The organism is Georgenia sp. Z1491, from assembly GCF_057652395.1.
Genome location: NZ_CM172729.1, coordinates 1,365,650 through 1,378,721 on the forward strand (window position 1 = coordinate 1,365,650; position 13,072 = coordinate 1,378,721).

Below are 13,072 nucleotides of genomic sequence, written 5' to 3' on the forward strand. Positions count from 1 at the left end.
CTGCGCTCAGTCCTGCTGCCAGCTCGCCCACAGGGCCGCGTACTCGCCGCCGGCGGCGACCAGCTCGTCGTGCGGGCCGAGCTCGACGATCCGGCCGTCCTCGACGACGGCGACCCGGTCGGCGTCGTGCGCAGTGTGCAGTCGGTGCGCGATGGCGACGACCGTGCGCCCGGTGAGCACGTTGCCCAGGGACCGTTCGAGGTGCCGCGCGGCGCGCGGGTCGAGCAGCGAGGTGGCCTCGTCGAGGACGAGCGTGTGCGGGTCGAGGAGCACGAGCCGCGCCAGCGCGAGCTGCTGGGCCTGCGCGGGTGTGAGCTCGAGCGCCCCGGAGCCCACCTCGGTCTCCAGCCCGAGCTCGAGCCGGTCGACCCAGTCGAGGGCGTCGACGGCGTCCAGCGCGCGGCGCATCCCGGCCTCGTCCACGCCGGCGTCCGCGAGCCGCAGGTTGTCGGCGAGCGTGCCGACGAACACGTGGTGCTCCTGGGTGACCAGCGCGACCTGCCGCCGCAGCTCCTCCTCGGGCAGGTCGACGAGCCGGACCCCGCCGACGGTCACCGCACCGCCGGTGGGCGGGTGGATGCCGGCGAGCATGCGGCCGAACGTCGACTTGCCCGCGCCCGAGGGGCCCACGATCGCCAGGCGCTCGCCGGGCCGCAGGTCGAGGTCGATGCCGTGCAGGACGTCCTTGCCCTCGACGTACGCGTAGCGCACGGAGCGCGCGCTGATCTCGGCGCCGCGGGGGCGCTGCTCGCCGACGGTCCGGTCGGGCTCGACGAGCGAGATCCCGAAGATGCGGGCCAGGGACGCGGCGGCCACCTGCAGCTCGTCGATCCACATGAGCAGCTCGGTGAACGGTGCCCGCACCTGCATGGCGTACAGCGCCACGGTGGTCACCGCGCCGATGGTGACGACGTCCTGCTCGATGAGCAGCGCACCCCACACGACGACCGCGGCCAGCGGCAGCACGAAGCTCAGCTCGAGGCTGCGGAACAGGTGGACCCGGAGCCAGATGGTGACGACCTCCCAGTGCCAGGCCTCGGCCATCGCGCCGTCCGAGCGTCGGCGGCGCTGCCGTCCGAGCGAGAGGGCGTCGACCGTCCCGGCCTGCTCGACGTTCTCGGTGACGACGCCGTTGATGTCCGCGAACGCGGCAGAGTCGGCGAGGTAGGCGGGCATGGCGCGGCGCAGGTAGCGACGGGCGCTCCACCACAGCAGCGGCAGGCCGACGAGCATGCCGAGCGCGACCCGCCAGTCCACGAGGAACGCGGCCCCGTAGGTGAGGACCACGGTCGTGGCCCCGACGAGCAGCGCCGGGATCCCGAACCTCAGCACCCACTGCACGCGGTCGATGTCGTTCGTCGTCCGGCCGAGCAGGTCGCCCGTGCCGGCGCGCTCGACCGTGGACAGCGGCAGGTGGGTGACGGTGCGCAGGAAGTCCTCCCGCAGCTCGGCGAACAGCTGCTCGCCGAGGACGAGCGACGCACGGTGCGCCCAGGCCGCGAGCAGGGTCTGCGCGACGACGGCGGCCACGAGCCACAGCGCCGTCTCGTCGACCTCGGCGGCGACGGTCCCGGCGGCCACCGAGTCCACGAGCCGGCCGAGCAGCCAGGGCATCGCGAGCGCCGCGACGGCGGCGAGCGACTGGACGAGGACGACGACGGCGAGCTGGCCCGCGTGGGCGCGCAGGAAGCGCAGGCCCTGCCGGGCGGTCGTGCGCGTGTCGGCGACGGGGAGCCTCATCGCACGGCCTCCTGCTCGTCGTCGGCGGTGGACCTGGTGACGACGGCGCGGTAGCGGCGCGCCGCGGCGTCGCCCTCACGGGCGCGGCGGGCGAGCTCGGCGTGCGGGGCCTGCACGGTCACCCGACCGCCGTCGAGGAACGCCACGTCGTCGGCGTGCTCGAGGACGAGCGGGGAGGAGGTGACGACGACGGTCGTGCGGCCGGCGCGACGTCGCACCAGCGTCGCGGCGATCCGCGCCTCGGTGTGGGCGTCCACGGCTGACGTCGGCTCGACGAGCACGAGCGCCGGGGCCTCCGTGAGCAGGGCCCGGGCCAGTGCCACGCGCTGGCGCTGACCGCCCGACAGGGAGCGGCCCTTCTCCGCTATCTCGCCGTCGAGCGCGCCGCCGACGGAGTCCAGGACGTCCTGGCCGTCGGCCGCGGCGAGGGCGTCCAGCAGCGCGGTGTCGTCCCCGCGGTCGCGCACGTCGAGGGTCTCGCGCAGCGTGCCCGCGAACAGCTCGGGGCTCGAGCCGGCCACGACGACGCGCTCGCGCACCTCGGCCACGGCGAGCTCGTCGACCGGCGTGCCGTCGAGCAGCACGGGGGAGGGGGGCGCGGTGGCGCGGTCCGTGCCCGGCAGCGGGTCGGTGGCGTCGGGGACGAGGGTGGGGTCCACGAGCCCGAGGTCCGAGCGGTCCGGGTCGAGGAGCCGGCCGAGGCGGGCGGCGAGCGCGCTCGCGTCCTCCGGCGGGTCGGAGACCACGGCGACGAACGTCCCGGGCTCGGCGGCGAAACCGGACGTGGGGTCGGTGAGGCCCGCCCCGGATCGTGCGGGTCCGGGCCACGGGCGGTCGTCGGCCGCCTCGGACTCGGCGAGCGTGCCGGCGGACGGTCCGGTGCCGACCACCCGGATGACCTTGTCGGCGCCGACGCGGGCGCGGACGAGGAGCTGGACGAACTGGGTGAAGGCCTGGAGCGGGGCCGCGAGGTAGGTGGTGTAGCCGAACAGGGCCACGAGGTCGCCCGGCGACATGTCGCCGCTCAGGGCCAGGTGCGCCCCGAACCAGACGACGAAGGCGACGAAGAGGCCGGGCAGCAGGACCTGCAGACCCCGCATGAGCGCGGCGATCGTCGCAACGGAGACCCCGGCGGCGCGTACCTCCTGCGACCGGGTCGCGTACCGGTCGGTGAACACGTCCTCGCCACCGATGCCGCGAAGCACCCGCAGGCCGGCCACGGTGTCGGTCGCGAGCGCGCCGAGGCGGCCCTGGGCCTCGCGCTGGGCCCACTGGCGCCGCTGCATGGGCCGGACGAGGAGCGCCACGGCCGCGGAGACGACGGGCATGCCGATGAGCACGGCGAGCCCGAGCTGCACCGAGGTCTGCAGGAGCACGACCGCGACGAAGAGCACGCCGGCCAGCGACCCGACGAACCGCTGGGCCATCTCGAAGACGTTGCCGATGTGGAACGTGTCGTTCGTGACGCTCGCGACGACCTCCCCGGTCGCGGCGTTGCGCGTGACGTTCGGCCCGATCCGCGTGACGTGGTGACCCACGAGGCGGCCGGTGTGGAAGGTGCCGTAGACCCAGCTCATCGTCTCGAAGAGGTGCCCGTACGCCGAGGTGAGCGCGGCGGCGACGCCGACGAGCAGGACGGCACCCGCGCCCCACCAGGTGGCCGCCGACAGTCCGTCGGTCAGGCCCGTGTCGAGCGCCCGGCCGAGCACGAGCGGGATCCCGGCCGTCGCGACGTTGCGCGCGACGCCGAACAGGACGGCCACCAGCAGCGTGAGCCGCTGCCTGCGGGCCAGCCAGGCGAGAAAGGCGTTCGCACCCGTGAGCGGCGGCGACCCGGGGTGGTCGGTGGGCATGGTCAGCACCGTCCGGACGCTACGCCGCGGCCCCGACACCGGCCACGGCATTTGGGGTGACCGCCGACTCACCCTCCCCACCTCGTCGAGGAGGGACAATGGAGGCATGTCGGAGACAGGGCCCACCACCACGTCGGCCGAGGCGCGCGCGGCCGGCCAGGCCGCCGCCGAGGTGGCCGAGACCAGGGCGCACCGCGCGTTCGGCTGGTACCGCGCGATGGCGTTCGTCACGGGCGTGATGCTGCTCGTCCTCACCGCCGAGATGGTGCTGAAGTACGTGTTCGGCGCCGCCGGGTACGAGGACGAGTCGAAGTGGTGGACGGCGCGTCCCGTCATGGGCGCATGGGTCGCGATCCTGCACGGCTGGATCTACGTGGTCTACGCCGCCACCGTCCTCAACCTGTGGTCGGTCATGCGCTGGGGGCTGGGCCGGATGGTCGCGCTCGTCGCCGCCGGCGTCGTGCCCGTCCTGTCGTTCGTCCTCGAGCGGAAGGCCCACCACTGGGTCGAGGCCGACCTGCCCGCCGTCACCGGCCGTGCGCGGGTCGTCGCCGAGCGCCGGACTACCCTGGGCCGGTGACCACGGACGCGCCGGACACCGCCGGCACCACGAACCACCGCCCCGTCCTCGTCGTCGACTACGGGGCCCAGTACGCCCAGCTCATCGCGCGGCGCGTGCGTGAGGCCAACGTCCTCTCCGAGGTGGTGCCCCACACCGCCTCGGTCGACGACATGCTCGCCAGGGAGCCCGCGGCGATCATCCTCTCGGGCGGGCCGTCCTCGGTCTACGCCGAGGGCGCCCCGGGGGTCGACCCGGCCCTGTTCGACGCCGGGGTGCCGGTCCTCGGGATCTGCTACGGCTTCCAGGCGATGGCCAAGGCCCTCGGCGGGACCGTCGACCGCACCGGCGAGCGCGAGTACGGCGGCACGGTCGTGCGCGTCGGCGAGGAGCGCGAGGGCTCGACCCTGCTGGCCGGCTCGCCCGACGTGCAGACCGTGTGGATGTCCCACGGCGACGCCGTCTCCGCGGCGCCCGACGGGTTCGAGGTCCTGGCGACCTCGACCGGCGCGCCCGTCGCGGCGTTCGAGGACACCGACCGGCGGCTCTACGGCGTCCAGTGGCACCCCGAGGTCCACCACACCGAGCACGGCCAGACCCTGCTCACCCGCTTCCTGCGCGAGGGGGCCCGGGTCGACGCCGACTGGACGGCCCGCTCGGTGGTCGCCGAGCAGGTCGAGGCCATCCGCAGCCAGATCGGCGACGCCCGCGTGATCTGCGGCCTGTCCGGCGGCGTCGACTCCTCCGTCGCAGCCGCGCTCGTCCAGCGGGCCGTCGGCGACCAGCTGACCTGCGTGTTCGTCGACCACGGGCTGATGCGCGCCGGCGAGGCCGAGCAGGTCGAGCGGGACTTCGTGGCAGCGACCGGCGTCGACCTGCGGGTCATCGACGCCTCGGAGACGTTCCTCGACGCGCTCGCCGGGGTGACCGACCCCGAGGAGAAGCGCAAGATCATCGGCCGGGAGTTCATCCGCACCTTCGAGGAGGCCGCGGCGGGCATCGTGGCCGAGGCGGGGCAGCAGGGCGAGCAGGTGCGGTTCCTCGTCCAGGGCACCCTCTACCCCGACGTCGTCGAGTCCGGCGGCGGCGAGGGCGCGGCGACCATCAAGTCGCACCACAACGTGGGCGGCCTGCCCGAGGACATGACGTTCGAGCTCGTCGAGCCGCTGCGCCTGCTGTTCAAGGACGAGGTCCGCGCCGTGGGTCGCGAGCTCGGCGTCCCCGAGGTGATCGTGGCCCGCCAGCCCTTCCCGGGGCCCGGCCTCGGCATCCGCATCGTCGGCGAGGTCACGCGCGAGCGACTGGAGATCCTCCGCGCGGCCGACCTCGTCGCCCGGGAGGAGCTGACGGCCGCCGGCCTCGACGAGGCGATCTGGCAGTGCCCGGTCGTGCTGCTCGCCGACGTCCGATCGGTCGGCGTCCAGGGCGACGGCCGCACGTACGGACACCCGATCGTGCTCCGACCGGTCACGAGCGAGGACGCGATGACCGCCGACTGGTCGCGCGTGCCCTACGACGTGCTCGCCCGCATCTCGACCCGCATCACCAATTCCGTCCCGGAGGTCAACCGGGTGGTCCTCGACGTGACGTCGAAGCCACCGGGCACCATCGAGTGGGAGTGACGTCGCGCCACGGGTGAGCGGCCCGTGCGCGAGCGGGCCGGGCCCGCGCCCCGTGCGGTGAGCGACCTCATCGGCGCGTGGCAACTGTGCTGACACGGTGACAGATAACCTGGAGGCATGGACATCGTCACCGGCATCCTCCTCGTCATCCACCTCCTCGGCTGGGCGATGGCCCTCGGCATGGCGATCGCCGGGCTGCGCGGCGGCGAGCTCCCCAAGGGTGCGACCCACGGCGTGCTCACGGCCCTCGTCGCCGGCATCCTGCTCGTCGGCATGGCGGAGATGGGCGACGGCGAGGTCAACCACATCAAGATCGGTGTCAAGCTCGTCATCGCCCTCGGCGCGACCGTCGTGGCCTTCCTCGGCGACCGCGACCGCAGGGACGGGAAGAAGGGTTCCCCGATGATCCCGACCCTGATCGGGCTCATCGTCGTCAACGTGGCCGTCGCGGTGCTCTGGACCTGATCCGACGCCGCACCGAGGGGCCGGGACCTGACGGGGTCCCGGCCCCTCGCGCGTGCGGGGCGGCTCCCGCGCGTACGATCTGAGCCGCGCCGCCGACCGGCGCGCACCGACGAGGCAGGAGCGCGACCGTGGCCGAGCTGCTCACGATCCTGGCGATCGTCGTCGGGCTGTTCGGCACGGTGACGATGATCTTCCCCGGCGGCGGTCTCGTCGCGGCAGCCGTCGCGATCTGGGGCTGGTACCAGGGCGGCACGCTCGGCCTCACCGTCGCGATCATCGCGATCGCGTCCTTCCTCCTCGCGATGGTGCTCGGCTACGTCCTCGCCGGGCGGTACATGCAGCGCGGTGGCGTGCGCACGTCCACGCTCGTCGTCGCCGCCCTCGCCGGTGTCGTCGGATTCTTCGTCGTGCCGGTCGTCGGACTGGTCCTGTTCTTCGTCGGCACCGTGTTCCTCGTCGAGCTCGCGCGGCTGCGGGATGTCCGGAGCGCCTGGCCGGCCACGGTCCGCGCGCTCAAGGCCGCCGGGCTGACGATCCTCATCGAGCTCGCCGGGGCGATGGTCGCCGTCGGTACGTTCGTCGTCGCCTGGATCGTGCGGTGAGCGCGCACCCGGGGCGACCGCTGTCGCCGGCTCAGGAACGCCGGGCACGTGCGCGTGCGCCGGTCGGACTCGCCTCGTTCCTCGCGCTCGCCGGCGCGCTCGTCGCGTGCGGGCCGTCGGACGACGAGGCGACGGGGGAGTCGTCCACCGACGCACCCTCCGACGCGGCGTCGGAGGGGCCGCCCGACGCGTCCGCGTCCGACGGACCGGACGAGCCGACCGGTCCGGCCGTGACCGCGCGCACGGTGGCCGACACCGCTTCGCCCGGTGACGTGGTGGTCATCGACGCCGCTCTCATCGCGTACGAGCGGGCCGAGCTGTGCGACGTCGTCGGTGAGACGCACCCGCCCGTCTGTGCGCCCGCGATCCTCGAGCTGACCGGCGCTCCCCTCGACGATCTCAACCTGCTCGAGGCGTCCGGCGCCCGGTGGGGAAGCGTCGTCATCGTCGCCGAGGTCGTCGACGCGGACACGGTGGCCTATCTCGACGTGGTCGAGCAGAACGAGACCCCGTCCGGGTGGCCCGTGTCCGAGGGGCGAGAGTCGTGGACCGTGGCGGACGCCCTAGAGATCGCGGTGCCGAACCTCGGGCTCGTCGTCGACTCTGTCCTAGTCACCACGGATGCTCCGGACGGCTCGGCCTACCTCTGCGACGAGGTCACTGAGACGGAACCGCCCGCGTGCGACGAGCCCCGTATCGAGGTCACCGACGCCCCGCTCGACGAGCTCGACCTCGACGAGTCCGGCGGCGAGCAGGTCGGGCCCGTGCGCCTGGACCTCGGGTTCGTGGACGAGGACACGGCTGTGTTCCTCCGGGCGCGGTAGGCGGCTGCTCGTCGCTCAGTCGCCGAATGCCGCCCGGTCGACGATGACGGCGACCTGCGTGCGGTTCTCCGCCGCCAGCTTGGCCTGGACGCCCGCGAGGTAGGTCTTCACCGTTGTCTCGCCGAGGTGCAGGCGACCCGCGATCTGGCCGTTCGACAGCCCCTGAGCGACGAGGCGGGCGACGTCCATCTCGCGCTCGGTCAGGCCGGCCAGCGCCTCGCGCGCTGCCGTCCGACGCGTGGAGCCGGCTCCCGCCATCCGCCGCAGCAGCCCGGGCTGGACCTGCGGTGAGATCGCGCCGTGCCCCGCCGCCACCGCGTGGATCGAGGCGAGGAGCTCGGCCGGCTCGGCGGTCTTCAGCTGGTAGCCGACCGCCCCGGCCTGCAGGGCGGCGTCGACGCTGCTGTCGACGTCCCACGTGGTGAGGACGAGCACCGCCGGCGGCGACGGGCGCGCGCGGATGGCCCGGGTCGCGGCCACGCCGTCGGTGCCCGGCATCGTCAGGTCCATGAGGACGACGTCCGGGTGGTGGGCGATGACCGCCTCGAGCGCCGCGGCGCCGTCGGCGGCCTCGCCGACGACCTCGAGGGCGTCGTCGGTGTCGATGATCCGTCGCACGAACGCGCGCACCATCGGGTCGTCGTCGACGACGAGCACGCGAGTGGGCGGGGGCACCCGAGCAGTCTAGGAGGAGGTGCTGCCGTCCCCGTCCTGCCAGGGGAGGTGGACGTCCACGCGGAACCGGTCGCCGTCGACGCCGTACCGCGCGGTCCCGCCGAGCAGCTCGGCACGCTCGACGATGCCGACGAGCCCGGCGCCGCCGGGCGCGGCGCCGGGGCCGCGGCCAGTGGCACCGACCGGACCGAGACCGGGTTCGCCAGCCGGACCACCGGACTCGTCGGGCTCCGGTGGTGCGGGCACGCGGTTCGCGGCCTCGACGTCGATACCGGTCCCGGGGCCGCCCGTCACCCGCAGGCGGAGTGTCTCGCGGGGAGCGTGCTTGCGCGCGTTCGTCATGATCTCGGTCGTGATGCGGTGGACCGCCCGGGTGAGCGTGGCCGGCGCGGCGGCACCGTCGTCGATCCGCACCGTCGCCGACAGGAGCTGGCCGGCGTCCGCCGACTCGTCGAGCACGGTCTGCAGGTGGTCGAGCGTGACGACCGGCTCGGGCGTGGGCTCGCGCAGCATCCCCACCAGCGTCCGGAGCTCCTGGGTGGCCTCGGCGGCCTGCGAGCGCAGGCGTGCCGCCGATTCCTCGAGCCGGCCGTCCCCGCGCGCCTCGAGCTGTAGTGCCCCGGCCTCGAGGGAGAGCAGGGAGAGGCGGTGCCCGATGCCGTCGTGGATCTCGCGGGCGACCTGCTCGCGCTCGGCTCTGCGGGACGCGGTCGTCACGGCGTCGTCGCGTTCCCGGCGGGCGTCCATCTCGGCGGTACGCGCCTCCTCGGCCACGCTGCGGGCGCGGTCGGCGGCGTCGCGGGCAGCCCGCGCCTCGAGCCGCGCGCGCCGCAGCTGGCCGATGCCGATCGACGCACCGAACGTGAGGCCGACGAGGACGACGACGCCTGCCCACGGCACGGGTGCGGGCGCGTGGTCGGACGGCGCGTTGGACAGCAGGACCCGCATCCACGACGTCCATGTCGTGGTGCCGAGCAGGTCCCGCCACGTGCACACAGCCGTCGCGACGGCGACCACGGCGCAGGCGAGCACCGGACGGTCGAGCCGGCGGTGCGTGAGGTGGCTCGAGAGCACGACGAGCGCGGCGACGGGGGAGAACGGCAGGACGAGGGCGCTTGCCGAAGCGATCGCCAGGGTCACCCGCGGCCACCGAGCGCGCGGGAGGACCACCAGTCCGTGCAGCGCGCCGGCGAGGGTGAGGACCAGGACGAGCACGACCTTCCAGATGGCGGTCGTGTCGGGGTCCTCCTCCATCCATGCCCGCACCCAGGGGGAGTAGATGAGGTCCATCAGGGCGAAGACCCCGATCACCACGCAGAGCGCGATCGTCCGCGTCCGCCGCAGCTCGCGGCGGACCACCCCGAGTCGAGGAGCCGTGGAGGTGGCTCTGTTCGTGCCGGAGTCCCGGGGCGCTCGCCCGGGCGCCCTGACCCCTGCGGGCTGCATCGCCTCGCTCTCCCAGGCGGTGCCGTAGGCGCCCGGAGGGAGCACGGACGCCGGATCGGCGTGGTGCTCGCCGGGACGGCCGGCGCTCGGGATGGTCATGGCGCACATTGTGTCCGCTCCCGCGGCCTCCGGCGCCCTCCGTACGGCCCGGCCGGTCGGACCGATCGGAGGGGGCGGGGCGGACCGGTCGGGGGAGCCGCCGTGCGGGCCCGGCGGGCGAGTCTTCCCCCGTACCGACCAGCCCCCACCGGAGGATCCGATGACCACGCAGCCCACGCCCGAGAACGGCGGCCCTGCCGCCCCCACCCCCTACGGCGCGCCCGCCGTGCCGATGAGCAAGAAGGAGCTCAAGGCGCAGAAGCGCATGCAGAAGGCGAGCCGCGGCTGGCTCGCCCGCCACAAGGTGCTCACCGGCGTGCTCGTCCTCGCCGGCGTCGGGGTCGTCGGCTCCCAGCTCGGTGGGGACGAGGACGCCTCCGAGGCCGCGACGCCGAGCGTGACCTCGGCGCCCACCGCCTCCGCCGAGGCGACCGCGCCGGATGGCGACGCCTCTGCCGAGGCGACCGACGGCGTCGAGGTGGCCGACGGGGCCCCGGCGGACGACGCGCCGGCGGCCGACGCGCCGGCCGAGGAGCCGGCCGACCCGCAGATCGGCGTCCCGGTCCAGGTCGGCGACCTCGAGGTCACGGTGACCGAGGTCGAGACCGGCATCGCGTCGGTCGGCGACCAGTACTTCGGCGAGCAGGCCCAGGGCCAGTTCGTCCTCGTGCAGCTGAGCATGACCAACACCGGCGACCGCGCCGAGACCTTCGTCGAGTCGAACGCGGTGCTCGTGGACACGGCAGGCCGCCAGCACGACACGTCGTCGGCATCCATCTACCTCGACGGGACCACCTCGTGGCTGGTCACCGACATCAACCCCGGCAACACCGCCTCCGGCGCACTGCTCTTCGACATCCCGGCCGACGCCGAGGTCGACCTCCTCCAGGTCTCGTCCGGCCTGTTCTCCAGCCCCGAGGACGTCCGGTTGCGCTGACCATCGACCGCCCGGCCCGCGACCTCCCCGGCGCGGGCCGGGCCCCCGGTCCGGGATCGCGCGACCCCCGGCGCACGATCCCGGTGCCACGACGGCGGCCCGACGGCGGAGCTCACCCTCCGCCGTCGGGCCGCCGTCCCTCATGGTTCCCCGCTGCTCGTCGGCGCGCCGCCGCGACCTGCGACCGGGCAGAAGGCCCCGTCGGGACCGGTGTGCGCGTGACCGGTCGGCTGAGACCCTCGGGCGGACGGCGCGCCGACGCGGGTGCGAGGGACGGAGGGTGAGGGGCATGTCGGGCGCCGCCGACCAGGAGAGACCGAGGAACGGGGCCACCGGTGACCGCGACCGGCACCCGGGACGGACGCGGCTGCTCGTGGTGCTCGTCGTCGCGCTCGTCGCCGCCAACGTCTACCTGTGGTTCGACGGCTGGCCGGCCTTCGGCCAGGGCGGCGGCCCCGACGGTGACGCCGGGACCGTCGGCCTCGGAGAGCCGGTTCCGGTCGGTGCGCAGTTGCGGGGCGGAACCTCGGCGACGCCCGGCTCCGCCGGGACGCTGCGCGTCGACGAGGTCGAGGTCGGCGCCCCCGCGCCGCGCGGTTTCCGCGAGACCGACGGTCGGTACGTCGTCCCCCGGGTCGTCGTCGAGTCGGACTCGGACCAGATCCCGCTCCACCTCGACTCGGGCCGGCTCCGCGTCGTCGATGAGGAGGGGCGCCGGTACGCGGCGGTCGCCTCCGACGAGCAGCTGAGCGAGCACGCGTGGCTGATGGGCGGCGACGTGACGGTCGACGCCGGAGGACGGACGTCCGGGCGGCTGGTCGTCGACCTGCCCGCCGACGCCGTCCCGGACGCACTCTGGGTCCCGGCGCACCTCACGTCGGGCGCGACCGGTGACGTCCTCGTGGAGCTGCGATGAGCGGCGCGGAGGAGAGCGTGGGTCGCAGGTCCATGACGCGTCCTCAGAAGGTCCTCGCGATCGCGGCCGCGGTGCTGCTCGCCGTGTTCCTCGTCCAGGTGATCGTCGGGTTCGCCAGCACCAACGACGTGCCCGGACGGCTGGGCACGGCCGACGACGACGCCCCTGGCCTCGACGACACCGTCGAGATCGGGGAGCTCGAGGTGCGGGTGACGGATGTCGACGACGTCCTCCTGGGGACCCAGGTCGTCATGCGCGACTACGCCGACGAGGAGGACGGGCCGGGCTACGCGCGCAAGGTCACGGTCGTCACCGTCGCGATCTCCAACCCCACCGACGGCCCGCAGGAGATCGGTCTCGTCAACAGCGTGCTGGTGGACCGCGTGGGCGGTTGGTACGGCACGGTCGAACCCGACTGGCTGGGCGACGAGGCGCTGGCCGAGATCGCCGGCGAGGGGCGAGCCATGCCGCGCACCCAGCACGTCAATCCAGGGCAGACGGTATTCCGGGACCTCGTCTTCGACGCGTCCGAGGAGAGGATGCCGGACCACGTCCGTCTCGTCGGCGGCACGGAACGGTTCGAGCCCACCACGGGTGAGCACGTGGTCCGGTTGGAGGAGTAGGTGCGCCGTCCGGCCCGGTCGGTGAACGGCCCGGACGAGGCCCGTCGATCGGTCCGGCTGGACGGGCCAATCGGCGGTGTGGCTCCAGGCCGATCAGAGGTCCCTCAGAAGGCGGTCTCGAGGCGAATCTTGGCCCATGACAACGACACTCATGGCCCCGTCCACCCCCAGCCCCGCACGGTCCGGCGTCCGCGCCGATCGTCGCCGCCTCGTTCTCGTCGACCTCGAGAACGTCGTACGCGGCGGCGTCTCCACCCCGCAGCTCGCCCGTACCGGGCGCGCGATCATCGAGTCCCAGGTGGGCGTCGGTGAGCATGAGCAGGTCGTCGTCGCGACCGACGTGACCGGCGTCTTCAACGCCCGTACCGCATGGTCGGGCGCTCGCCTCCGGATCGGGACCGGTCCCGACGGCGCCGACCGAGCACTCCTCGAGGTGCTCGACGAGGGCCTGCCCGAGCGGTTCGACGAGCTCGTCCTGGTCTCCGGTGACGGCATCTTCGCCGACCCCGTCGGGCGCCTCGTGCGGCGAGGCCTTCCGGTGCGGGTCGCGGCGTGGAGCTGGTCGCTGTCGCGCCGGCTGAGGAGGGCGGCGTCGGAGACGATCCTCCTCGACCCGTGGTTCGTCACGGACGCGCCTGGCGTGCCGACACTCGCCTGATCAGACGGGGCGTCGGCACGTGTCTCGTGCCGATGCCCCACCTGCGCGCGTCC

13 protein-coding genes are annotated in these 13,072 nt (G+C 74.2%); 9 read left to right on the forward strand and 4 right to left on the reverse strand.

Annotation, left to right across the window (positions count from 1 at the left end):
• Positions 1–6 precede the first annotated feature (6 nt).
• Positions 7–1,740 carry an ABC transporter ATP-binding protein gene (locus AC24HA_RS06425; protein ID WP_425708276.1) on the reverse strand — a complete coding sequence of 578 codons (1,734 nt, stop codon included), beginning with the start codon at positions 1,738–1,740 and terminating at the stop codon, positions 7–9.
• A complete protein-coding gene (locus tag AC24HA_RS06430) occupies positions 1,737–3,593 on the reverse strand; it encodes an ABC transporter transmembrane domain-containing protein (protein WP_425708275.1) in 1,857 nt (618 codons plus the stop codon). Before AC24HA_RS06430 ends, AC24HA_RS06425 begins: the two co-directional genes overlap by 4 nt.
• Before the next feature lie 106 nt (positions 3,594–3,699).
• Here AC24HA_RS06430 and AC24HA_RS06435 point away from each other — a divergent pair, with 106 nt between their 5' ends.
• The 5 genes from AC24HA_RS06435 (at position 3,700) to AC24HA_RS06455 (ending at position 7,665) form a co-directional block, all read left to right on the forward strand.
• Positions 3,700–4,173 carry a DUF3817 domain-containing protein gene (locus AC24HA_RS06435; protein WP_425708274.1) on the forward strand — a complete coding sequence of 158 codons (474 nt, stop codon included), beginning with the start codon at positions 3,700–3,702 and terminating at the stop codon, positions 4,171–4,173.
• A complete protein-coding gene (guaA, locus tag AC24HA_RS06440; RefSeq protein ID WP_425708273.1) occupies positions 4,170–5,774 on the forward strand; it encodes a glutamine-hydrolyzing GMP synthase in 1,605 nt (534 codons plus the stop codon). Before AC24HA_RS06435 ends, guaA begins: the two co-directional genes overlap by 4 nt.
• A gap of 117 nt (positions 5,775–5,891) precedes the next feature.
• Positions 5,892–6,239 (forward strand): hypothetical protein, encoded by a 348-nt coding sequence (locus tag AC24HA_RS06445; protein WP_425708272.1) that lies wholly within the window; start codon positions 5,892–5,894, stop codon positions 6,237–6,239.
• Positions 6,240–6,367: 128 nt separating this feature from the next.
• Positions 6,368–6,841 carry a DUF456 domain-containing protein gene (locus AC24HA_RS06450; RefSeq protein WP_425708271.1) on the forward strand — a complete coding sequence of 158 codons (474 nt, stop codon included), beginning with the start codon at positions 6,368–6,370 and terminating at the stop codon, positions 6,839–6,841.
• On the forward strand, positions 6,838–7,665 hold the full coding sequence (locus AC24HA_RS06455) for a hypothetical protein (protein ID WP_425708270.1): 828 nt from the start codon (positions 6,838–6,840) through the stop codon (positions 7,663–7,665). Before AC24HA_RS06450 ends, AC24HA_RS06455 begins: the two co-directional genes overlap by 4 nt.
• Positions 7,666–7,680: 15 nt before the next feature.
• Here AC24HA_RS06455 and AC24HA_RS06460 read toward each other — a convergent pair whose 3' ends face one another.
• Positions 7,681–8,340, reverse strand: a complete 660-nt coding sequence (locus AC24HA_RS06460) for a response regulator (RefSeq protein WP_425708269.1) — start codon at positions 8,338–8,340, stop codon at positions 7,681–7,683.
• Between the two features lie 9 nt (positions 8,341–8,349).
• Positions 8,350–9,885 carry a sensor histidine kinase gene (locus AC24HA_RS06465; RefSeq protein ID WP_425708268.1) on the reverse strand — a complete coding sequence of 512 codons (1,536 nt, stop codon included), beginning with the start codon at positions 9,883–9,885 and terminating at the stop codon, positions 8,350–8,352.
• A gap of 160 nt (positions 9,886–10,045) precedes the next feature.
• Here AC24HA_RS06465 and AC24HA_RS06470 point away from each other — a divergent pair, with 160 nt between their 5' ends.
• The 4 genes from AC24HA_RS06470 (at position 10,046) to AC24HA_RS06485 (ending at position 13,019) form a co-directional block, all read left to right on the forward strand.
• Entirely contained in the window at positions 10,046–10,822 is a 777-nt protein-coding gene (locus AC24HA_RS06470) for a DUF4352 domain-containing protein (RefSeq protein WP_425708267.1), read from the forward strand.
• A gap of 289 nt (positions 10,823–11,111) precedes the next feature.
• Positions 11,112–11,738, forward strand: coding sequence for a hypothetical protein (locus tag AC24HA_RS06475; protein WP_425708266.1), 627 nt, complete (start codon positions 11,112–11,114; stop codon positions 11,736–11,738).
• Between the two features lie 32 nt (positions 11,739–11,770).
• Positions 11,771–12,361 (forward strand): hypothetical protein, encoded by a 591-nt coding sequence (locus tag AC24HA_RS06480; RefSeq protein ID WP_425708265.1) that lies wholly within the window; start codon positions 11,771–11,773, stop codon positions 12,359–12,361.
• A gap of 136 nt (positions 12,362–12,497) precedes the next feature.
• Positions 12,498–13,019 (forward strand): NYN domain-containing protein, encoded by a 522-nt coding sequence (locus tag AC24HA_RS06485; RefSeq protein ID WP_425708264.1) that lies wholly within the window; start codon positions 12,498–12,500, stop codon positions 13,017–13,019.
• Positions 13,020–13,072: the final 53 nt, after the last annotated feature.